This is a genomic window from Bacillus sp. 0909A, from assembly GCF_036765115.1.
Classification (GTDB): Bacteria; Bacillota; Bacilli; order Bacillales; family Bacillaceae; genus Bacillus; species Bacillus mojavensis.
The window spans coordinates 686,228-707,076 of sequence record NZ_JBAIZU010000001.1; the positions used below are offsets into that span (position 1 = coordinate 686,228).

General features: G+C 42.1%; 24 protein-coding genes and 1 riboswitch. Of the genes, 22 read left to right on the top strand and 2 right to left on the bottom strand.

Annotation, left to right across the window (positions count from 1 at the left end):
- Positions 1-150 precede the first annotated feature (150 nt).
- Positions 151-285: riboswitch (FMN riboswitch) on the top strand.
- Between the two features lie 155 nt (positions 286-440).
- Complete coding sequence (gene fmnP / locus V6D42_RS03700) at positions 441-1,013, top strand: riboflavin transporter FmnP (protein WP_229147036.1); 573 nt, start codon at positions 441-443, stop codon at positions 1,011-1,013.
- Between the two features lie 39 nt (positions 1,014-1,052).
- Here the strand turns inward: fmnP and V6D42_RS03705 are convergent, their stop codons facing one another.
- Complete coding sequence (locus tag V6D42_RS03705) at positions 1,053-1,301, bottom strand: ferredoxin (RefSeq protein WP_003225461.1); 249 nt, start codon at positions 1,299-1,301, stop codon at positions 1,053-1,055.
- A gap of 265 nt (positions 1,302-1,566) precedes the next feature.
- Between V6D42_RS03705 and V6D42_RS03710 the strand changes: the two genes are divergently transcribed.
- The 17 genes from V6D42_RS03710 (at position 1,567) to fni (ending at position 17,445) form a co-directional block, all read left to right on the top strand.
- Positions 1,567-2,625, top strand: a complete 1,059-nt coding sequence (locus V6D42_RS03710; RefSeq protein WP_333512395.1) for a helix-turn-helix domain-containing protein — start codon at positions 1,567-1,569, stop codon at positions 2,623-2,625.
- Positions 2,618-4,108, top strand: a complete 1,491-nt coding sequence (locus V6D42_RS03715) for a RecQ family ATP-dependent DNA helicase (protein WP_333512396.1) — start codon at positions 2,618-2,620, stop codon at positions 4,106-4,108. Before V6D42_RS03710 ends, V6D42_RS03715 begins: the two co-directional genes overlap by 8 nt.
- A gap of 14 nt (positions 4,109-4,122) precedes the next feature.
- The gene (locus V6D42_RS03720; RefSeq protein WP_333512397.1) at positions 4,123-4,704 is read left to right on the top strand and encodes a CPBP family intramembrane glutamic endopeptidase; all 582 of its coding nucleotides are present in this window, start codon (positions 4,123-4,125) and stop codon (positions 4,702-4,704) included.
- On the top strand, positions 4,688-5,428 hold the full coding sequence (locus tag V6D42_RS03725; protein ID WP_333512398.1) for a LysM peptidoglycan-binding domain-containing protein: 741 nt from the start codon (positions 4,688-4,690) through the stop codon (positions 5,426-5,428). The genes V6D42_RS03720 and V6D42_RS03725 overlap by 17 nt, the downstream gene beginning before the upstream one ends.
- 64 nt (positions 5,429-5,492) lie before the next feature.
- Positions 5,493-5,936, top strand: coding sequence for a YpbF family protein (locus V6D42_RS03730; protein WP_333512399.1), 444 nt, complete (start codon positions 5,493-5,495; stop codon positions 5,934-5,936).
- Between the two features lie 85 nt (positions 5,937-6,021).
- Positions 6,022-6,801: a metallophosphoesterase gene (locus tag V6D42_RS03735; RefSeq protein WP_333512400.1), complete on the top strand. Its 780-nt coding sequence runs from the start codon at positions 6,022-6,024 to the stop codon at positions 6,799-6,801.
- Positions 6,802-6,952: 151 nt separating this feature from the next.
- Positions 6,953-7,537: a genetic competence negative regulator gene (locus V6D42_RS03740; protein WP_188323102.1), complete on the top strand. Its 585-nt coding sequence runs from the start codon at positions 6,953-6,955 to the stop codon at positions 7,535-7,537.
- A gap of 156 nt (positions 7,538-7,693) precedes the next feature.
- Positions 7,694-8,968: an NAD-specific glutamate dehydrogenase gene (gene gudB / locus V6D42_RS03745; protein ID WP_010334764.1), complete on the top strand. Its 1,275-nt coding sequence runs from the start codon at positions 7,694-7,696 to the stop codon at positions 8,966-8,968.
- Between the two features lie 109 nt (positions 8,969-9,077).
- On the top strand, positions 9,078-10,052 hold the full coding sequence (locus V6D42_RS03750; RefSeq protein WP_333512580.1) for a YpdA family putative bacillithiol disulfide reductase: 975 nt from the start codon (positions 9,078-9,080) through the stop codon (positions 10,050-10,052).
- Positions 10,053-10,172: 120 nt separating this feature from the next.
- Positions 10,173-10,829: a glutamic-type intramembrane protease PrsW gene (gene prsW, locus V6D42_RS03755; RefSeq protein WP_229147044.1), complete on the top strand. Its 657-nt coding sequence runs from the start codon at positions 10,173-10,175 to the stop codon at positions 10,827-10,829.
- 144 nt (positions 10,830-10,973) lie between these two features.
- Positions 10,974-11,885 carry a spore cortex-lytic enzyme gene (sleB, locus tag V6D42_RS03760; RefSeq protein ID WP_333512401.1) on the top strand — a complete coding sequence of 304 codons (912 nt, stop codon included), beginning with the start codon at positions 10,974-10,976 and terminating at the stop codon, positions 11,883-11,885.
- A 36-nt stretch (positions 11,886-11,921) separates the two neighbouring features.
- On the top strand, positions 11,922-13,274 hold the full coding sequence (ypeB, locus tag V6D42_RS03765) for a germination protein YpeB (protein ID WP_029441349.1): 1,353 nt from the start codon (positions 11,922-11,924) through the stop codon (positions 13,272-13,274).
- A gap of 93 nt (positions 13,275-13,367) precedes the next feature.
- On the top strand, positions 13,368-14,024 hold the full coding sequence (locus V6D42_RS03770) for a flagellar brake protein (RefSeq protein WP_333512402.1): 657 nt from the start codon (positions 13,368-13,370) through the stop codon (positions 14,022-14,024).
- A 44-nt stretch (positions 14,025-14,068) separates the two neighbouring features.
- Positions 14,069-14,245, top strand: coding sequence for a YpfB family protein (locus V6D42_RS03775; RefSeq protein ID WP_010334758.1), 177 nt, complete (start codon positions 14,069-14,071; stop codon positions 14,243-14,245).
- Between the two features lie 78 nt (positions 14,246-14,323).
- A complete protein-coding gene (gene cmk, locus V6D42_RS03780; RefSeq protein WP_010334757.1) occupies positions 14,324-14,998 on the top strand; it encodes a (d)CMP kinase in 675 nt (224 codons plus the stop codon).
- Between the two features lie 236 nt (positions 14,999-15,234).
- Positions 15,235-16,383 (top strand): 30S ribosomal protein S1, encoded by a 1,149-nt coding sequence (gene rpsA / locus V6D42_RS03785; protein ID WP_333512403.1) that lies wholly within the window; start codon positions 15,235-15,237, stop codon positions 16,381-16,383.
- A gap of 12 nt (positions 16,384-16,395) precedes the next feature.
- Entirely contained in the window at positions 16,396-17,445 is a 1,050-nt protein-coding gene (gene fni, locus V6D42_RS03790) for a type 2 isopentenyl-diphosphate Delta-isomerase (protein ID WP_333512404.1), read from the top strand.
- Between the two features lie 49 nt (positions 17,446-17,494).
- Here the strand turns inward: fni and V6D42_RS03795 are convergent, their stop codons facing one another.
- Complete coding sequence (locus V6D42_RS03795) at positions 17,495-17,626, bottom strand: YpzI family protein (RefSeq protein WP_333512405.1); 132 nt, start codon at positions 17,624-17,626, stop codon at positions 17,495-17,497.
- A gap of 77 nt (positions 17,627-17,703) precedes the next feature.
- Between V6D42_RS03795 and V6D42_RS03800 the strand changes: the two genes are divergently transcribed.
- From V6D42_RS03800 to der, 4 genes are all read left to right on the top strand, one after another.
- Positions 17,704-18,306: a YphA family membrane protein gene (locus tag V6D42_RS03800; RefSeq protein ID WP_333512406.1), complete on the top strand. Its 603-nt coding sequence runs from the start codon at positions 17,704-17,706 to the stop codon at positions 18,304-18,306.
- A complete protein-coding gene (locus tag V6D42_RS03805) occupies positions 18,303-19,196 on the top strand; it encodes a YIEGIA family protein (RefSeq protein WP_010334752.1) in 894 nt (297 codons plus the stop codon). The genes V6D42_RS03800 and V6D42_RS03805 overlap by 4 nt, the downstream gene beginning before the upstream one ends.
- Positions 19,193-19,387: a capping complex subunit for YIEGIA gene (locus tag V6D42_RS03810; RefSeq protein ID WP_010334751.1), complete on the top strand. Its 195-nt coding sequence runs from the start codon at positions 19,193-19,195 to the stop codon at positions 19,385-19,387. The genes V6D42_RS03805 and V6D42_RS03810 overlap by 4 nt, the downstream gene beginning before the upstream one ends.
- 151 nt (positions 19,388-19,538) lie before the next feature.
- Positions 19,539-20,849 carry a ribosome biogenesis GTPase Der gene (gene der, locus V6D42_RS03815; protein ID WP_010334750.1) on the top strand — a complete coding sequence of 437 codons (1,311 nt, stop codon included), beginning with the start codon at positions 19,539-19,541 and terminating at the stop codon, positions 20,847-20,849.

Sequence of the window (20,849 nt, forward strand, 5' to 3'; positions counted from 1 at the left end):
AATAGAGTGTCAATGTGTATTGACGCAGTAAAGGATAAAAGGAAAGTGAGGAATTGACCAGTTTTAGAGACTTTTGGCGATATTTTTAATTTGAAGCAATTATCTATACAACCAATCATTTATCGTTTATAATGGAACCAAATTCATATGATCAATCTTCGGGGCAGGGTGAAATTCCCTACCGGCGGTGATGAGCAATGGCTCTAAGCCCGCGAGCTGTTTTTGACAGCAGGATTCGGTGTGATTCCGAAGCCGACAGTATAGTCTGGATGGGAGAAGATGGAGGTTCAGCAGCGTTTTGAAAGAAAGGTTTTCAAACGTTTCTTTACCAAGCCAATTTTTAAAACCCCGCTTTTATATCATAGAGCGGTTTTTTTATTGGCTGGAAAAAGAACCTTTCCGCTTTTCGAGTAAGATGTGGTCGAAAAGGAGAGAGCAAATTGAAAGTAAAAAAATTAGTCGTGATCAGCATGCTGAGCAGCATTGCATTTGTATTGATGCTGTTAAATTTTCCGTTTCCGGGGCTTCCTGATTATTTAAAAATTGATTTCAGTGATGTCCCTGCCATTATTGCGATTCTTATATACGGACCTTTAGCGGGTATTGCCGTTGAAGCGATAAAAAATGTTCTTCAATATATCATTCAGGGGAGCATGGCTGGAGTGCCTGTAGGACAAATTGCAAATTTCATTGCCGGAACACTCTTTATATTGCCGACTGCTTTCTTATTTAAAAAGCTGAACTCAGCAAAAGGCCTGACAGTGAGTCTTCTGCTTGGAACTGCAGCTATGACGGTGCTGATGAGCATTCTCAATTATGTTCTGATTCTTCCGGCCTACACATGGTTTTTACACTCCCCGGCATTGTCCGACAGTGCGCTGAAAACAGCGGTTGTAGCTGGTATCCTGCCGTTTAACCTCATAAAAGGCATTGTCATTACGATTGTGTTCACACTTATCTTTATCAAGCTTAAACCGTGGATTGAACAGCAAAGAAGCGCGCATATTCATTAAATAAAAAAAGCTCCCGCAGGGGAGCTTTTTCGATTACTTCTATTCAAATTTAAGCGGGTCGCCCTCAAATGGCTCATCCGCCACTTTGATGGAATCAGTAGGGCATCCTTCAAAAGCGTCAATCATATCTTCTTCCAGTACTTCAGGAACTTCGACAACGCCTTTATTTTCGTCAAGCGTTACGAACGCGATGCCTTCATCATCGTAATCGTAAATGTCTGGTGCAGCCGCTCCGCAAGCGCCGCATGCAATGCATGTATCTTTGTCTACGATTGTGTACTTTGCCATGAATAAAACCTCCCAGATTGTTCTTGGTGGAACAAATGGATCAATCTTTATATTTAATCAATTTAACACCTATTCCTCTTACTTATTGTAATGATGTTGATGCCACATTTCAACAGAAAAATGATTGAGAATGCTTATCACATAAGGGGTTATCTACATAACATCCCCCCTAATGATGACTTTAAACGTCGATTTATGTTTAAAATCTGTTAAAATAAAAAGAGCAAACCAACGATTTTTGTCAGGTAGAATGTGGGTGGATAGGTTGTCATTAGATTACTTTGATATTATGGTTCTCGATTGCCTTTCTAAAATAAACGGGGAACGGACAGGAAGTGCCGTTTTTCACCTATTTAAAGGAAAAAGATCGTCACAAACCATTCAAGATGCCGGCTTATTTCAGACTGCAAGATATTTTGGAATGGCTCCGCAATGTTCAAGAAGCGACATATCAGGATCACTTCGCAAGCTTGAACAGCAGTCATTTCTGGAACCAATGTCAGAATCAGATACATACAGAGTGACTATAAGAGGCGAAAGCATGTTGAGGCAGGCGCTGAGTGAACGGCCTTGGCCAGCCCATTGCCACGGCGCTTATTTTCAGCAGGCCGCAAGCGTGCTCTGGAAAAGACTTTCCCTTCTCGTACAGGTATTGTCAAATAAGCAGCACAGCAGCAGACAGTATATTCCCGTCACAAAAGATCATAAGACGCTTCACTGGGTCAAGCGATACATGCATATGCAGAAGGATCATGAAAAACTGGCAAGGGGCTTGCAGGAAATGCTGGAGGATCATTTGCAAAGGCTTGACGAGAAAGCCGCTCTTATCTTTGTCTACTCATTAACTTCATATAATAGGATCGGTTATACGAGCAGGCAGCTTGCTGACAATCTGAAAGAAGACGAGTGGTACGTGTATGTCTTGTTTTGGGCTGCGGTACATTATTTTATTCATTCCTTGCCGCAATGTGAAGATTCTATACTAAAGGATCTTCTTTCAGATGTGCATCTGGAGAATGCACTGACTGAGTCTACGAGAAAAACATGGCAGATGGTCAGAAAAGGGATACCGATTCAGCGAATTGCTGAAATCAGAAAGCTGAAAACTGCCACAATTGAAGATCATATCGTCGAAATTTCTCTTCATGAGCAGACTTTTGTGATTGATGAATATATTTCGGCTGAGGATCAGCTCCACATTGCTGAGTTCGCCAAACGCATGCGGACAAACAAGATTAAACAAATTCGAGAAGGCCTAGAGCAGCGGTTCAGCTACTTTCAAATCAGGCTGGCATTGGCAAAGCAGGTGAAACAGTATGACTAAGTTACAGCAAGTGTTATATCAGTTTTTTGGTTTTCATTCCTTTAAAAAAGGACAGGAGGACATCATCAGAAGCGTTCTCAGCGGAAAGGATACCATTGCAATGCTTCCGACAGGGGGAGGGAAGTCTCTTTGCTACCAGTTGCCCGGTTACATGCTTGACGGTATGATATTAATCGTTTCTCCTTTGCTTTCTTTAATGGAGGATCAGGTGCAGCAGCTGAAAGCGCGGGGAGAAAAACGGGCTGCCGCTTTGAATAGTATGCTCGGCAGGCAGGAAAGACAATTCGTTTTAGAGCATATCCATCGGTACAAATTTTTGTATCTGTCACCCGAAGCTTTGCAGTCGTCATATGTTTTGGAAAAATTAAAGAGCGTTCCGATCAGTCTCTTCGTTATTGATGAAGCGCATTGTATATCGGAGTGGGGACATGATTTTAGGCCGGATTATTCAAAGCTTGGACAGCTGAGAAAAACACTTGGGCATCCGCCGGTGCTTGCTCTGACGGCTACGGCGACGAAAGATACGCTGCATGATGTCATGAATTTGCTTGAACTGCATCATGCCGAACGGCATCTTAACTCGGTTAACCGGCCGAATATTGCACTCAAAGTTGAAAATACTGCGGATACTGCCGAAAAAATAGATAGGGTCATTCAGCTGGTTGAAAACCTGCAAGGTCCGGGAATTGTCTATTGTCCGACAAGGAAATGGGCAGAGGAATTAGCGGAGGAAATAAAAAACAAAACAAGCAGCAGGGTTGATTATTACCATGGGGGTATGGATTCTGGCGACAGAATGTTAATTCAGCAGCAATTTATCAATAACCAGCTTGATGTCATTTGCTGTACAAATGCGTTTGGAATGGGTGTTGATAAATCAGATATCAAATATGTCATACATTTTTATCTCCCGCAGACGGCTGAAGCTTTTATGCAGGAAATCGGCAGAGCAGGGCGTGACGGAAAACCGAGTGTCAGCATTTTGCTCAGAGCGCCTGGAGATTTCGAATTGCAAGAGCAGATTATCCAAATGGAGAGTCTTGCGGATGGAGAAATTGCCAATGTTATTCGCGTGCTGGAAGAAACGGAAGAACGGGATGAAAGAAAACTGCGCGAATTATTCATGCAATATGGTATCACAGAGACGCAGTCGCGCATGATCATCCATCTCTTTATGCAGGGGAAAACATCAATTGATCTGATCAAGCGGGAAATCACGTATCGCATGGAGCTGAAACTTGAAAAAATGCGCCACGTGGCAGCTTTGCTTCATCGTGATGGCTGCTTAAGACAATCGTTGTTAGCCTATTTTGATGAAACATACGAGCCCGATAAAGGAAGCATGCCATGCTGTTCACATTGCGGTTTTGATCTCTCGCTGTATGAACAAAAAGAGGAGCGCGTCCAAATAGCACCATTAGACGACTGGAGATCGGAATTGCACCGTATATTCAGTCTAGAGACTGTAGGTGAGCCGAACTGAAACAGCAAAGGGATTTGATCCAGCATCTGTCTGACCGTGATATACTAAAGCAGTTATACATGACACAGCTTCTGGTCATCATGGTGTCCGCTGCTGCCGTTTTGTTCTTTTTTCAGGATATAAGTGATTTTTTCAGCCTCTGGCATATTAGAGATGCAAGAATCATTTGGTATGGTGTTTCTCTTGCAGTTATTGTCGTTTTAGCCGACATGGCAATCATGAAATGGTGTCCGTCTCATTTATATGATGACGGCGGAATCAATAAAAAATTATTCAGTAAAAGGCCAATCCCTCATATTATATTTTTAACGCTTCTAATTTCTTTCGCTGAAGAAATGTTATTTAGGGGAGTGCTGCAGACCCATATTGGTTTATGGGCGGCCAGTCTTGTTTTTGCTGTTCTTCATTTTCGGTATTTGACAAAATGGCTGCTATTCATCATGGTGACGGCAATCAGCTTTTTGCTTGGACTGATTTATGAATGGACCGGTAATTTATTTGTTCCGGTAACGGCGCATTTTATTATTGATGCCGTGTTTGCCTGTCAGATTCGTTTTGAACATGTTAGGAGGGATACACATGACGAACATGTCTAGAGTTGAGAGAAGAAAAGCTCAGAATCTTTATGAAGACCATAATGCCGCATTGGCAGACGACCTTTTCAAAGAGGATGAAGAAAGCCTTCCGACAAGACAATCTGTAAAAAATCAAAGAGAGAAGAAAAAAAAGCAAGGCAAAACAAGAACGCCGTTATTTACCACTCTCGCGGTACTGTTTGTATTTGTGCCGGTTATCGTCTTTGTCGCCTTATTTTATCTAATGAAAAGCCATCCAGGAAATCCCGATGATTATGAAGATGTATTTATAGACAGCAGTCAGAGTAAATACGAGGTGGTCCAAAAACCAGAGGCCAAAAAAGAAACGCAAGAGACAGTTCTGCGCGAAGAGTCAAAAAAAAAATCTGAAAACAAAAAGACAGAGAAACAAACAGAAGCAACAACTGATAAGAAGCAGCCTGCTGTAGCGGAAAAAGAGGACACAGCAAACAAACAGGAAGCAAAAAGCGCGGCTGCTTCCCCTTCCCCAGAAAAAACAGTCCAAAAAGAGCAGGAACAAATACCGCAGCAGTCTGAACCAGTTCAAGAAACCGAGGCGGAACATATTGTGAAGCACACCGTTCAAAAGAAAGAAACGCTGTACCGCATTTCCATGAAATATTATAAAAGCAGATCAGGAGAAGAAAAGATCCGTGCCTATAATCATTTGAACGGAAATGACGTTTATACCGGGCAAATTTTGGACATCCCTTTGACTTATTAGCGGGCATCTTTTTGCTCGCAGACTCATATATTGTAGCAATGAATAGGGACAAGGTGTGAAGCGTATGGAATCCTTATGGAACCAGCTGGACCGATTTACGGATGCGCCGACCAAACAGATGCTACAGGCGTTGGTAAAACGAAAACAAAAATACGAAAACTATGCTGCGCAATGCCGCAGGTGGCGGTGGACCTCACTCATTTGCCTGGGCTTATTATGTCTTTTAATGATGATCAAAAGCCCGGCGCCTCAGCTCATTCTTCAAGAAATACTCAGCCATACCTTTTATTTATTTTGGATGATGGCAACTGCTTTTGCATACTGCACTTCATATTATTTTAAGAAAAAAGAAGAAAAAGCCGAGGGTGATTTCCATAAACTGAGATGTGAAATTATTCAGAAAAGTACTGATCTCTGGCCGCAGCCTGATAAATGGAAGGCGCGAGAATCTGTTTTTCAATTGATGAAGCACCAATATGATATTAATCTATATTTTGAAAGTAAATAAAATGGGGCGTTTTCTCAAACGATAGAAACGTCTTTTTTTTATTGTCCGTCTTATTATTAAGTTCTAAAAGAATGGAGAGTTTTTTATGAAGCGATCAATGAAAATTGCGGGTGCATTAGCGATTGCGGCAGCGGCAATGACGGCAAAGATGTATTCAGTGGCAAAAGGCAATCATCTAAAAAACCATACATTTACGTTATCAAAAATGAAGGGGAAGCTGCCTCTAACGATTTTTTTTATATCTGATATTCACAAACGTATTGTTGATCACGGTCTTTTAGAGGAAGCGCAGGGCCATAAGCCGGAGCTGGTTATAATTGGCGGTGATTTAGCTGAAGGCGGGGTGTCCTGCGCGAGAATTGAGGAGAACGTCAGAAGGCTTGCGGGTTTGGGAGTCCCTGTCATGTTTGTATGGGGAAACAATGATTATGAGGTCAGTCAGCGTGAACTGTATACTATTTTTAAGGCGTACCGTATTATTACGCTTCGAAATGAATCGGTTCCTTTTACCTATAACGGACATACCATCAACATAGCCGGAGTGGATGACATCAGGATGGAGATGGATGATTACGAAGAAGCAATTAAAGAAATTGACGGGAACCAGTTGAACGTTCTGGTTTGTCATAACCCTGAGATTCATCAGCAAATCAATGAAAATGATGGTATTGATGTGATATTCAGCGGACATACCCATGGCGGTCAGATTCGATTTGGAAAATTCGGCCCTTATGAGCTTGGTACAACTGGTTTTGTTAAAAATGCTGCATACCTCATCAGCAACGGGTACGGCACAACAAAAGTGCCCCTTCGTTTAGGGGCGGAGCCTGAGGCACACATCGTGACACTTGCAGCACCTGAATGACATCCTTAAAGAGTGTGTCCATAAAAAACTGCATTGTGCTTGTCTTACTAGTGAACTCAGTGTAAACTGATAACAATTAAGAACCTATGACTCATCATCTCATATAATGTGTTATATGATTTGTGTGCAAGTAGAGGCAGGAGGGAACGTTATGCGGCTTGAGCGTCTGAATTACAATAAGATTAAAATCTTTTTGACCCTCGATGATTTGACCGATCGTGGATTAACAAAAGAAGACCTCTGGAAGGACTCATTTAAAGTCCACCAGTTATTTAAAGATATGATGAATGAAGCAAATACAGAGCTCGGCTTTGAAGCGAATGGACCGATTGCAGTGGAAGTGTATTCTCTCCAAGCACAAGGGATGGTTGTGATCGTAACAAAGAACCAAGAAGCGGATTCAGAAGAAGATGAGTATGATGATGATTACATCGAAATGCAAGTCAAGCTTGACGAAAGCGCGGACATCATATATCAATTCCATTCCTTTGAAGATATCATTCAGCTTTCTGAAAGCTTACAGCGGATCGGTATCACGGGAGGGACTGTCTATCACTATGAAGGACATTACTTTCTAAGCCTAGAAGACTTGGGATCACAGACTGCCGAGGGTGTTGTGGCGGTCCTGGCTGAATACGGCAATCCAACAACATTAACGATTTATCGCTTACAAGAGTATGGTAAGCTCATTATGGACGGAAATGCTGTAGAGACAATCCAAACTCATTTTTCATAAGAATGGAAGAAAAACTGCTGTTTTTTACAGCGGTTTTTTTTGTTAAAAAACATGGAAAAACATAACGTTTATCCTATGCATAGATCATATGAAGGTGTATACTATTCTCTGAAAGGGAGCATGTGAGAAACAGAAGATTCTAGGAGGTTAACTCAAATGGCAGCCGATCGAAACACCGGTCATACAGAAGAGGACAAACTTGATGTTTTAAAATCAACTCAAACCGTAATACATAAGGCTCTGGAAAAATTGGGATATCCTGAAGAAGTATACGAATTGTTAAAAGAGCCGATGAGATTATTAACGGTAAAAATACCAGTTCGTATGGACGACGGTTCAGTCAAAATTTTTACGGGTTATCGTGCCCAGCACAATGACTCTGTCGGTCCGACAAAAGGCGGGATACGTTTTCACCCCAACGTAACTGAAAAAGAGGTGAAGGCACTTTCCATTTGGATGAGTTTAAAATGCGGTATCATTGATCTTCCATATGGCGGTGGTAAAGGCGGAATTGTTTGTGATCCAAGGGATATGTCGTTTAGAGAGCTGGAGCGTCTAAGCAGGGGGTATGTCAGAGCTATCAGCCAAATTGTCGGTCCGACGAAAGACGTGCCGGCACCGGATGTATTTACAAACTCACAAATCATGGCTTGGATGATGGATGAGTATTCAAGAATTGATGAATTTAATTCGCCTGGGTTCATTACAGGCAAACCGCTTGTGCTTGGCGGATCTCACGGGAGAGAATCAGCGACAGCAAAAGGTGTAACCATCTGCATAAAAGAAGCGGCGAAGAAAAAAGGCATCGATATTGAAGGTGCGCGAGTCGTCGTTCAAGGCTTCGGAAACGCCGGAAGCTATTTGGCGAAATTTATGCATGATGCAGGGGCAAAGGTTGTCGGCATATCCGATGCTTACGGCGGACTGTATGACCCTGAAGGCCTGGATATTGATTACTTACTCGACCGCCGTGACAGTTTTGGCACAGTGACGAAGCTTTTCAACGATACCATTACGAACCAAGAGCTGCTGGAACTGGATTGTGATATTTTAGTTCCTGCCGCGATTGAAAACCAAATTACAGAAGAAAATGCCCATAATATACAGGCGAAAATCGTCGTTGAAGCAGCTAACGGGCCAACTACGCTTGAAGGAACAAAAATTCTTTCAGACCGTGACATTCTGCTTGTTCCCGATGTACTGGCAAGCGCGGGAGGCGTAACGGTTTCTTATTTTGAATGGGTTCAGAATAACCAGGGCTTCTACTGGAGCGAGGAAGAAGTAGAAGAGAAATTAGAAAAAATGATGGTAAAATCATTCAACAATATATATGAAATGGCCAACAACCGAAGAATCGACATGAGACTTGCCGCTTATATGGTAGGCGTGCGTAAAATGGCGGAAGCTTCGCGCTTTAGAGGCTGGATATAAGTTGATGATTTGCATAAAAAATAAAAATCTCCTATGATAAAATAGGAGATTTTTTTATTTGGAAATAGAAAAATGTGAATCGAATGCCCAATCGCAGGAGTTGACGGAAATGATTGAAGAAAAAGCAATAATTATTGGCGGAGGTCCTTGCGGATTATCTGCGGCCATTCACCTAAAACAAATTGGCATTGATGCCCTCGTCATTGAAAAAGGCAATGTCGTTAACAGTATTTACAATTATCCAACGCATCAAACCTTTTTCAGCTCAAGTGAAAAGCTTGAAATTGGTGACGTGGCATTTATTACCGAAAACAGAAAGCCTGTCAGAATTCAGGCTTTGTCGTACTATAGGGAAGTCGTGAAGCGGAAAAAGATCCGTGTGAATGCATTTGAAATGGTGCAAAAAGTGACAAAAGCAGAAAACAATACATTTGTTATCGAAACGTCAAAAGAGACGTATTCAACGCCATACTGCATCATTGCCACAGGCTATTATGATCATCCAAACTATATGAATGTACCCGGTGAGGACCTGCCGAAAGTATTCCATTATTTTAAAGAAGGACATCCGTATTTCGATAAAGACGTCGTCGTTATCGGCGGGAAAAATTCAAGTGTAGATGCTGCGCTTGAACTCGTAAAATCAGGAGCGCGTGTCACCGTTTTATATAGGGGCAATGAATACTCTTCAAGCATTAAGCCATGGATTCTGCCAGAATTCGAATCCTTAGTAAGAAACGGTACAATCCGAATGGAATTTGGCGCTCGTGTAGAAAAAATCACTGAAGATGAAGTCGTTTTCCGCTCCGGCCAGCAGGAGCTGATTACCATTAAAAACGACTTCGTATTTGCCATGACGGGATATCATCCTGATCATCAATTTTTGAAAAGAATCGGTGTGAAAATCGATGAGGAATCAGGGCGTCCGTTTTTTAATGAAGAAACGATGGAAACCAATGTAGAGGGCGTTTTTATTGCCGGGGTCATCGCTGCCGGAAACAATGCAAATGAAATATTTATTGAAAACGGAAGATTTCACGGCGGCCATATCGCAAAAGAAATTGCAAAAAGAGAAGATCAGTGAGAAGAGGAGAGCATATGAAGGATTCGTATGCTCTTTTTGTTTTTTTAAAATCAGACAGATGTAAATTCATACACAACATGGTAGGATAGACATAGGAATATAAAGGAAAGAGGTTGCCTGATGTTTGCAATCATCTCTGCAGGAATTGCTCCCGGCATCGCGCTGTTAAGTTATTTTTATTTAAAAGATCAGTATGATAATGAACCTGTACATATGGTGCTTCGCTCATTTTTTCTTGGGGTTGTTCTTGTATTTCCCACTATGTTTATCCAGTATGTACTTGAAAAGGAGAATGTGGGAGGCGGAAGCTTTTTTGTTTCTTTTTTGTCTTCTGGCTTTTTGGAGGAATCATTGAAATGGTTTATTTTAATGATCAGTGTTTATCCGCACGCCCACTTTGATGAGCATTATGACGGAATTGTATACGGTGCAAGTGTATCGCTCGGTTTTGCGACACTCGAAAATATTCTTTATTTAATCGGTCATGGTGTGGAGCATGCGTTTGTCAGAGCGCTGCTGCCCGTTTCATGCCATGCCTTAATTGGAGTGATTATGGGGTTTTACCTCGGAAAAGCGCGTTTCTCAGCTGATAAAGCACGTATGAAATGGCTTCTCCTTTCGTTGGTCCTGCCATCACTTTTACATGGATCGTATGACTTTATCCTGACAGCCCTCAGCAACTGGGTCTACTACATGCTTCCATTTATGTTATTTTTATGGTGGTTTGGTTTACGAAAAGCAAAAAAAGCCCGTTCTGTCAATATGATGCAGATATAGGAAAGCCGCACAGCCAAAGTGCGGCTTTTTGATTTGTTGAAATTTTTAAGCTGTGAGGGATAAGAAGGAAAGAGTGTATAAAAATAACCTCGTTACAGAAAATACGTTTACACTCAAAAATTTTGCTGTAGGAGGCTTGAAAAGATGAAGTCCAAAGGATCGATTATGGCATGTCTCATCTTATTTTCCTTTATAATTACGACGTTTATCAATACTGAAACAATTTCAGCCTTTTCTAATCAAGTCATTCAAAGAGGGGCAACAGGGGACGATGTGATCGAGCTGCAGGCGCGTCTTCAATATAACGGATATTATAATGGAAAAATTGATGGGGTTTATGGATGGGGGACATACTGGGCAGTGCGGAACTTTCAGGATCAATTCGGCTTAAAAGAGGTGGACGGCCTGGTCGGAGCCCAAACCAAACAGACCTTGATATCTAAGTCTAAATATTACCGTGAATATGTCATGGAGCAGCTTCAAAAAGGAAATACATTCACGCATTACGGAAAAATACCGCTGAAATACCAAACGAAACCGTCAAAAACAGCGACTCAAAAAGCAAGGCAGCAAGCAGAGACGCGACAGAAACAGCCTGCTGAAAAAATAACACAGCAGCCGCAAGCGAATAAACAGCAAAACAACACGCCTGCAAAAACAAAAAAACAGGATGCGGTTGCAGCTAACATGCCGGGCGGTTTTTCCAATAATGATATTCGGCTGCTTTCTCAAGCGGTTTACGGGGAAGCGCGTGGCGAGCCGTACGAGGGACAGGTTGCGATTGCAGCAGTTATCTTGAACCGTTTAAACAGTCCGTTATTTCCGAATTCAGTAGCGGGTGTTATTTTTGAACCGCTTGCTTTTACAGCGGTGGCTGACGGACAAATTTATATGCAGCCGAACGAAACAGCAAAAGAAGCAGTATTAGACGCCATCAATGGCTGGGACCCGTCCGAGGAAGCGCTGTATTATTTTAATCCGGATACAGCTACAAGCGCGTGGATTTGGGGACGCCCGCAGATTAAGAGAATCGGTAAACACATTTTCTGTGAGTAGCAGGACATAAGAAAGCATAAAAATGAGGTGTGATAAATGATCAGAGGTATTTTAATCGCAGTGCTCGGTATTGCAATTGTCGGTACTAGTTACTGGGGATACAAAGAGCACCAGGAAAAAGACGCTGTCCTTCTTCATGCTGAAAATAACTATCAGCGGGCGTTTCATGAGCTCACCTATCAGGTAGACCAGCTGCATGATAAAATTGGCGCAACGCTTGCCATGAACAGTAAAAAATCACTGTCCCCCGCATTGATAGATGTTTGGAGAATTACATCAGAAGCCCATAACAGTGTCAGTCAGCTGCCGCTTACATTAATGCCGTTTAACAAAACGGAAGAGCTGTTATCCAAGATCGGGGATTTCAGCTACAAAACGTCAATCAGAGATTTGGATCAAAAACCGCTTGATGAAAAAGAGTATACTTCGCTAAATAAGCTTTATCAGCAGTCAGAAGATATCCAAAATGAATTGCGCCACGTTCAGCACCTTGTCATGAGCAAGAATTTGCGCTGGATGGATGTAGAGATGGCGCTGGCCTCTGATGAAAAACAGAGTGATAACACGATCATCAACAGCTTTAAAACGGTTGAAAAAAATGTCGGATCCTTCTCCTCAGGAACAGATCTTGGCCCTAGCTTCACCAGCACCAAAAAAGAAGAGAAAGGTTTTGCCCATCTGAAGGGGAAAGAAATTTCTGCACAGGAAGCCAAACAAATTGCCCAACGCTTTGCACCAGATGACAATTATGCAATCAAAGTGATAAAGAGCGGGAAAAAAACAAACCGAGACGTCTACAGTATCAGTATGAAAGATCCTGATCATAAAGCAGCGATATATATGGATATTACAAAAAAAGGCGGACACCCGGTTTATTTAATCCAGAACAGAGAAGTGAAAGATCAAAAAATCAGCTTGAATGATGGTTCGAATCGAGCCCTTGCTTTTCTAAAGAAAAATGGATATGAAACAAAAGATCTGGAAATCGATGAAAGCGCGCAATACGATAAAATCGGTGTATTCTCATATGTTCCAATAGAAAATAATATCAGGATGTATCCAGAAGCCATCCGTATGAAAGTTGCCTTGGATGACGGCGAGGTTGTCGGCTTTTCAGCACGCGATTTCTTAACATCCCACAGAAAAAGAGACATACCAAAGCCGGTTATTTCTGAACAAGATGCAAAAGCAAAATTAAACAAAAATGTAGAAGTGAGAGAAACAAGGCTTGCTGTGATCACAAATGAATTAGGCCAGGAAGTATTGTGCTATGAAATGCTGGGTACGATTGAAAATGATACATTCAGAATGTATATAAATGCTAATGACGGAACGGAAGAGAAGGTTGAAAAACTAAAAAATGCCGAACCTATATATAAAGACCTATAAAAACTAGGAGGAAAGGACTAAAAGTCTTTTCCTTTTTTCCATTACATGATTTAATAAAAAAGTGAATATATTGAATGCGAAAGAGTGAAGTCAATGATAGAAATTGGGGATACTGTACACTTAGAATACATAGAAGAAAATCAATTAAAAATAGCAAAGAGCAAAGCTGTGAGCATAGAAAACGGAGAGCTCCTGATCGCATATCCAGTTGATGTACACACAGGAAGGACCGTGATGTTACATCACGATACTGAAGTAACGGTAGAGTTTGTCGGTAAAGACGAAGTGCCTTACCGCTTCTCAAGCCGCATGAAGGGAAAAGTGAAGGACAAGCTTCAAATGATCTGCCTAGAATTGCCTCCCCGTGAAAAAATGAAACGAATTCAGCGCCGGCAATATGTAAGAACTGACGCGGTATTGGATGTGCTGGTCGAGCCGGCAGATGAAAAAGACAAGTTTCATACACTCTCGTACAATATCAGCGCTGGCGGTATCGCATTGATTTTGACAGGCGGCTATTCTTTTCAGCACGGGGATGCGCTGCGCCTTTTCATCAGCCTTCAGGAAGAGGAGAAAATGCATCAAGTAGAGGCTGCCGCGGTTGTCAGACGCGTTTTTGATGATTCAAAAACCGGCAAACGTAAAATGACCTTGGAGTATTCGGAGATTTCAGCAGGTGACCAGCAGCTCCTTCTTCAGTATTGCATTCGCCGCCAGTTAAACAAGAGAAGGAAGGCACGATTGGAATAAACATCGGCAAACACTTCCATACTATTTGTAATGGAGGTGGGCCGATGAAGACCTTTGAACGGCTGCTGCTCAAATTATTGTTCATTCAGGCAGTGATTTTAGTTGGTATCCAGTTTCTTTTTCACTATCAGCATATTGAACCTTATGTCTCAAAAGTGATTCAATATGAAGGGGTTGATAAAATGGAGGTTAATGATTGGGTAGAAACCATCAAACATTAATTATTCAGGAATTTTTCACCCTTTTTCATAAAGTTCATGATACAATCCATAGAGGAGAAAAGAGCAAGGAGAGGAATTATGGAAAAGAAATTATCGATTGCGATCGACGGCCCGGCTGCTGCGGGGAAAAGCACCGTTGCCAAAATTGTGGCTGAGAAAAAATCGTACATATATATTGATACGGGAGCGATGTATCGGGCCATTACGTATGTGGCTTTACAAGAAAAAGTTGATTTGACAGATGAGGCAAAATTGGCTGAGCTGTTAAAGCAAACAGATATTGAGCTGATCACAACCAAAGAAGGACAAAAGGTGCTTGTCAACGGCACAGATGTGACTGAGGACATCAGAAAAGACGAAGTCAGCAATCAGGTCTCAATTGCTGCCAAGCACAGAAGCGTCAGGGAAGAAATGGTAAAACGCCAGCAGCAGCTCGGCGAAAAAGGCGGCGTTGTCATGGATGGACGTGATATCGGAACTCACGTACTCCCAAATGCTGAAGTGAAAATCTTTCTTTTGGCGTCTGTTGAAGAGAGAGCGAAGCGCCGTTATGAAGAAAATGTAAAAAAAGGCTACGATGTCAACTATGAAACATTAATTGAGGAAATTGCAAGAAGAGATAAACTCGATTCAGAGCGAGAAGTTTCTCCGCTTCGAAAAGCAGATGACGCGCTTGAAATCGACACGACTTCTCTCTCCATTCAGGAAGTTGCTGAAAAAATTCTTGATGTAGTGGAGCAAAAGTCCCGCTGATACCGGCGGAGGCCACTTTTTTTGAATTTTTCAACAAAGAAAGAATGTTATTGCTTGACAAACCTGTCCTTTTATTAGAAGTTAATACTAATAAAACTTTTTATTGATCATTCAAAATCTTTTTTGGATGATTCTTTAATACATATTCGGCTAAAAGCGAACATGTATGATACGTGTTCAGCTTTCAAACCGTTTTTAATTAAGCTGTGTAGGTTTGGACCAAGGAGGTTATTCAAATGACAGAGGAAATGAATCAAATTGATGTTCAAGTGCCAGAGGTTGGAGATGTAGTAAAAGGGATTGTGACAAAGGTAGAGGACAAGCATGTCGATGTTGAAATTATCAATGTCAAACAGTCCGGTATTATTCCAATCAGTGAATTATCAAGTCTTCATGTAGAGAAAGCATCGGATGTCGTAAAAGTAGACGATGAGCTTGACCTGAAAGTAACAAAAGTGGAAGACGATGCTTTGATTTTATCTAAACGTGCTGTTGATGCAGACCGCGCTTGGGAAGACCTTGAGAAAAAATTTGAAACAAAAGAAGTGTTTGAAGCTGAAGTAAAAGATGTCGTAAAAGGCGGTCTTGTCGTTGATATCGGCGTTCGAGGCTTTATTCCGGCATCACTTGTAGAAGCGCATTTTGTAGAAGATTTTACTGACTATAAAGGAAAAACACTGTCTCTGCTCGTAGTAGAGCTTGACCGTGATAAAAACCGTGTCATCCTTTCACACCGTGCGGTTGTTGAAAGTGAGCAAGCAAATCAAAAACAAGACCTTCTTCAGTCACTAGAGGTTGGAAGTGTACTCGATGGTAAAGTGCAACGTCTGACTGACTTTGGCGCGTTTGTTGATATCGGCGGTATCGACGGGCTTGTGCACATTTCACAGCTTTCCCACTCCCACGTTGAAAAGCCGTCTGATGTTGTGGAAGAGGGACAGGAAGTAAAAGTGAAAGTATTATCGGTTGACCGGGATAATGAGCGTATTTCTCTATCTATTAAAGAAACGCTGCCTGGACCTTGGAGCCAAGTTGGGGAGAAAGTTAAACCGGGTGATGTGCTTGAAGGAAAGGTTCAGCGCCTCGTGAGCTTCGGTGCGTTTGTTGAAATTCTTCCTGGCGTGGAGGGTCTCGTTCATATTTCTCAAATTTCTAATAAACACATCGGCACGCCGCATGAAGTTCTTGAAGAAGGACAGACTGTAAAAGTGAAGGTTCTTGATGTGAATGAAAATGAAGAGCGCATTTCATTAAGCATGCGTGAGCTTGAAGAAACGCCGAAAGCCGATCAAGAGGATTACCGCCAATATCAGGCGAAGGAAGAAACAAGCATGGGCTTCCAGCTTGGAGATCTAATCGGAGATAAGCTTAATAAACTAAAATAATTGGTGATAAACGTGACTCGAGCAGAACGGAAAAGAGAACACATCAATCATGCCCTGTCTACCGGCCAAAAGCGGGAGACGGGTCTTGATGATATTACGTTTGTTCATGTCAGTCTGCCCGATCTTGCATTAGAACAAGTAGATATTTCCACAAAAATCGGCGAACTTTCAAGCAGTTCGCCGATTTTTATCAATGCAATGACTGGCGGCGGCGGAGAACTTACATATGAAATTAATAAGGCGCTTGCTAGAGCAGCTCGAATAGCTGGTATCCCTCTGGCTGTCGGCTCGCAAATGTCGGCGTTAAAAGACCCGTCTGAACGCTATTCGTATGAAATCGTCCGAAAGGAAAATCCGAATGGGCTGATTTTTGCCAATCTCGGAAGCGAGGCGACAGCCCGTCAGGCGAAGGAAGCTGTCGAAATGATTGAGGCGGACGCGCTGCAGATTCACCTGAATGTCATTCAGGAAATTGTCATGCCAGAAGGCGACAGAAGCTTTAGCGGAGCTCTTTCCCGTATTGAACAAATCTGCAGCGAAGTCAAAGTGCCTGTCATAATAAAAGAAGTAGGCTTCGGAATGAGCAAAGAATCAGCAAAAAAGCTGTATGAGGCAGGTGCGGCAGCTGTTGATATCGGCGGTTACGGAGGGACAAATTTCTCGAAAATAGAAAACCTCCGAAGACAGCGGCAGATCACCTTTTTCAACTCATGGGGTATTTCAACAGCAGCGAGCCTGGCGGAAATCCGCTCTGAGTTTCCCGATAAACCAATGATGGCGTCTGGCGGCCTTCAAAATGCGCTTGATGCTGCGAAGGCGATAGCTCTTGGGGCTTCCTGTACAGGAATGGCAGGGCACTTCTTAAAGGCGCTGACTGAAAAAGGCGAAGAAGGGCTGCTAGAAGAGATTCAGCTGATCCTAGAAGAATTAAAAATGATTATGACTGTGCTCGGCACCAGAACAATTTCTGATTTACAAAAGGCTCCTCTTGTCATAAAAGGTGAGACTCATCACTGGCTGACAGAGAGAGGCATTCATACTTCCAATTACAATGTGCGTTGATAGTTGGATAAGGAAAGCCCAAAACCGTGTGAGTTTTGGGCTTTTTGTATTATGATTTACGCTTTTTAAATTTACCGTTTTGTTCAAGGCTGGTAGCTCCGTCATCGTGAATCGATTGGTCTCGGTCTGATTCCACTCTGCCAGAAGCCTTGAGTTTTTTCTCCTGTCTGTCTTTTCCCATGATCATTCTCCTTTACGTGAGGCGGCTTGTTTAAAAAAAGTGTTTAGACTCCATACTGGGAGTATGGAGGAAGCGATATGGAACAATTTTATTATTATTGGTCAATGTGGTTTTTGTGGGTACTGACAACCTTTATTTTTGGAAAGACGAAAAGGCGATTTGCCGTCTCATTATTTATTTTGACTAATATCATCTTAAGCATACATCACTTTACTTTATATTTTTCACTGAATGCGGCATACGTGATGTTTTTCGTTTGCGGGTGCGTCTATGCCGGATATTTCGGGATGTATAAACAATTTCGCTATATCATGGTGCACCTGACGCTTGTGTCCGGGTATGCGTTTGTGTATCTTTTTGCATTATATGATCCGGTTTGGTTCATCATAAAACCTGAGTGGGCCGTTGTTGTATTATGTGTGCTTTTGACTGCTTCTGTTGAAAGGGATTTTCAGAAGCAGCTTGCCTTATATGTCCTTGGAATGTGCCAAGGCGAACTAGTGTATTCTTTTGTCATTCAACAATTGGCAGGGCATACGGCTGTTGGAGGTTTTCAATGGCTCAACGCATGCTCTGCAGGGATGATATTGCTGTTTGGTATATCAAAATATGAACAGCTTGCCAGTCAAATTGGCCATAGAGGCAAAAGATCAAACAAAGGAGCTACTAAAATGTCATGAGCGATTACATCTATCCGATTATTGCGGGGGTCGTAGCAGGAGTCGCCACAAGGCTGTATATGCTGAAAACAGATTACCGCCAGTATCCAACCTATATTCATGGTAAAGTCATTCATATTGCACTTGGGCTTATTGCAGCAGGGTTAGGGGCAATTATTATGCCTGCGTTATTGCAGGAGGAGTTTACGGCCATCACGTTTTTGACTCTTGCAGCCACTCAATTCAGAGATGTCAGAAATATGGAGCGGAATACGCTAACACAAATGGATTCATACGAACTTGTTTCAAGAGGAAGCACTTATATTGAAGGAATCGCCATTGCGTTTGAAAGCAGAAATTATATCGTAATCTTTACTGCTCTATTGACAACATCGGCGTACGTGTTTTTCTCAATCTGGGTTGCTGTTATAACCGCTGTTGTTTGTTTTTTGTTGGCAATGAAATTTATGTCCGGCAGTGTATTGAAAGATATTGTGGATATCGAGTACATAGAGCCTCACTTTGAAGGGCCAGGTCTTTTTGTTGATAATATTTATATGATGAACATTGGACTTCCAGAGAAACAGGAGCTGATTTTAAAGCATGGCATGGGGTTTATTTTAACACCTAAAAATTTTAATTCAGCTGCAACCATTGCCAACCTGGGTCAGCGTCAGGCCATATTATTTGATGTTTCCAATGTGCTGGGAGTGTATCGTGACTCAGGGGAGCCGTCCCTGACGCCTATTGCGAAACGGGATCTTAATGATGGAAGAGTGGGTGTTTTTGTCCTGCCGCAAATTCATCACCCGGATACAGCTGTTCAGATTATCAGCAATGTTCCGACCTTGGAAAATGCAATCAGAATGCCTACGGAATTTATCAAAAAACAGGATAAGGTGATAGGATGAGTGAATCGCTGACGAAAGTGATTTTGTCTGTCATCACAACAAACCGGAACCGGGCTTCGGGAGGGACACCTATCTTTTTTTGTGATGACCAAAAAGAGATGGAACTTTTCGCTAAAAACCTTGAGGCGATCCTTGACGGAATTGCCCATAGAATTGGGGAAGATGTCTATTTGATCGTGAAACATTTTTAAATAGTTGTGATCCCAGTAAAAACTGATATAATAAATGAGTTAAGCCCTTCCTCTGAAGGGTTTCTTTTCATAAAAGTGAATGAGATGATTTAAATAACCGGTTGAGAATTTATGTAAAAATGAAAGCGGCTGGATCGAAAGGAAGGGTACTATGGGTAAACCTGTCGTAGCCATTGTCGGGAGACCGAATGTAGGAAAATCCACAATCTTTAATCGGATTGCGGGAGAAAGAATTTCAATAGTAGAAGATACCCCTGGTGTGACAAGGGATCGGATATACAGCTCCGCTGAATGGCTGAATTATGATTTTAATTTGATTGATACGGGCGGTATTGATATCGGTGATGAGCCGTTTCTAACACAGATACGCGAGCAGGCCGAAATCGCCATGGATGAAGCGGACGTCATTATTTTTATGGTGAATGGCCGTGAAGGTGTGACAGCTGCTGATGAAGAAGTAGCGAAAATTTTGTACCGCACGAAAAAGCCTGTTGTTTTAGCGGTAAATAAACTGGATAACACAGAAATGAGAGCGAATATTTATGATTTTTATTCGTTGGGCTTTGGTGAACCTTATCCGGTTTCAGGAACACACGGGCTGGGACTCGGTGATTTATTGGATGCTGCAGCGGAGCATTTCAAAAACATCCCTGAAACAAAATACGATGATGAAGTCGTTCAATTTTGCCTAATCGGACGCCCGAATGTAGGGAAGTCTTCTCTGGTAAACGCGATTCTTGGCGAAGATCGTGTCATTGTGAGCAACGTGGCGGGAACGACTAGAGATGCCGTTGATACAACATTTACTTATAACCAGCAGGATTTTGTCATTGTAGACACTGCCGGCATGAGGAAAAAAGGTAAAGTATATGAAACGACTGAAAAGTACAGCGTGCTGCGGGCGCTGAAAGCCATCGACCGCTCTGAAGTTGTTGCGGTGGTGCTTGACGGTGAGGAAGGCATTATCGAACAGGACAAGCGCATTGCGGGATACGCACATGAAGCAGGCAAGGCTGTCGTAATCGTAGTGAATAAATGGGATGCTGTTGATAAAGATGAGAGCACGATGAAAGAATTTGAACAAAATATCCGCGATCATTTTCAATTTCTTGACTATGCACCGATTCTGTTCATGTCAGCATTAACGACAAAACGAATTCATACGCTAATGCCTGCAATCATTAAAGCGAGTGAAAATCACTCACTTCGTGTCCAGACGAATGTCTTAAATGACATCATTATGGATGCTGTAGCAATGAACCCGACACCAACTCATAACGGGTCGCGCTTGAAAATTTATTATGCGACTCAAGTTGCGGTGAAGCCGCCGAGTTTTGTTGTGTTTGTAAACGATCCGGAACTGATGCATTTTTCATACGAACGATTTTTAGAAAACCGAATCAGAGACGCGTTCGGTTTTGAGGGTACACCAATCAAAATATTTGCAAGAGCTAGAAAATAA

Coding starts and splice junctions, on each gene's coding strand:
- V6D42_RS03705 (WP_003225461.1), bottom strand. CDS start 1,301: ATGGCAAAGTACACAATCGTAGACAAAGATACATGCATTGCATGCGGC.
- V6D42_RS03715 (WP_333512396.1), top strand. CDS start 2,618: ATGACTAAGTTACAGCAAGTGTTATATCAGTTTTTTGGTTTTCATTCC.
- V6D42_RS03725 (WP_333512398.1), top strand. CDS start 4,688: ATGACGAACATGTCTAGAGTTGAGAGAAGAAAAGCTCAGAATCTTTAT.
- V6D42_RS03730 (WP_333512399.1), top strand. CDS start 5,493: ATGGAATCCTTATGGAACCAGCTGGACCGATTTACGGATGCGCCGACC.
- V6D42_RS03735 (WP_333512400.1), top strand. CDS start 6,022: ATGAAGCGATCAATGAAAATTGCGGGTGCATTAGCGATTGCGGCAGCG.
- V6D42_RS03740 (WP_188323102.1), top strand. CDS start 6,953: ATGCGGCTTGAGCGTCTGAATTACAATAAGATTAAAATCTTTTTGACC.
- gudB (WP_010334764.1), top strand. CDS start 7,694: ATGGCAGCCGATCGAAACACCGGTCATACAGAAGAGGACAAACTTGAT.
- V6D42_RS03750 (WP_333512580.1), top strand. CDS start 9,078: ATGATTGAAGAAAAAGCAATAATTATTGGCGGAGGTCCTTGCGGATTA.
- prsW (WP_229147044.1), top strand. CDS start 10,173: ATGTTTGCAATCATCTCTGCAGGAATTGCTCCCGGCATCGCGCTGTTA.
- sleB (WP_333512401.1), top strand. CDS start 10,974: ATGAAGTCCAAAGGATCGATTATGGCATGTCTCATCTTATTTTCCTTT.
- ypeB (WP_029441349.1), top strand. CDS start 11,922: ATGATCAGAGGTATTTTAATCGCAGTGCTCGGTATTGCAATTGTCGGT.
- V6D42_RS03770 (WP_333512402.1), top strand. CDS start 13,368: ATGATAGAAATTGGGGATACTGTACACTTAGAATACATAGAAGAAAAT.
- V6D42_RS03775 (WP_010334758.1), top strand. CDS start 14,069: ATGAAGACCTTTGAACGGCTGCTGCTCAAATTATTGTTCATTCAGGCA.
- cmk (WP_010334757.1), top strand. CDS start 14,324: ATGGAAAAGAAATTATCGATTGCGATCGACGGCCCGGCTGCTGCGGGG.
- rpsA (WP_333512403.1), top strand. CDS start 15,235: ATGACAGAGGAAATGAATCAAATTGATGTTCAAGTGCCAGAGGTTGGA.
- V6D42_RS03795 (WP_333512405.1), bottom strand. CDS start 17,626: ATGGGAAAAGACAGACAGGAGAAAAAACTCAAGGCTTCTGGCAGAGTG.
- V6D42_RS03800 (WP_333512406.1), top strand. CDS start 17,704: ATGGAACAATTTTATTATTATTGGTCAATGTGGTTTTTGTGGGTACTG.
- V6D42_RS03805 (WP_010334752.1), top strand. CDS start 18,303: ATGAGCGATTACATCTATCCGATTATTGCGGGGGTCGTAGCAGGAGTC.
- V6D42_RS03810 (WP_010334751.1), top strand. CDS start 19,193: ATGAGTGAATCGCTGACGAAAGTGATTTTGTCTGTCATCACAACAAAC.
- der (WP_010334750.1), top strand. CDS start 19,539: ATGGGTAAACCTGTCGTAGCCATTGTCGGGAGACCGAATGTAGGAAAA.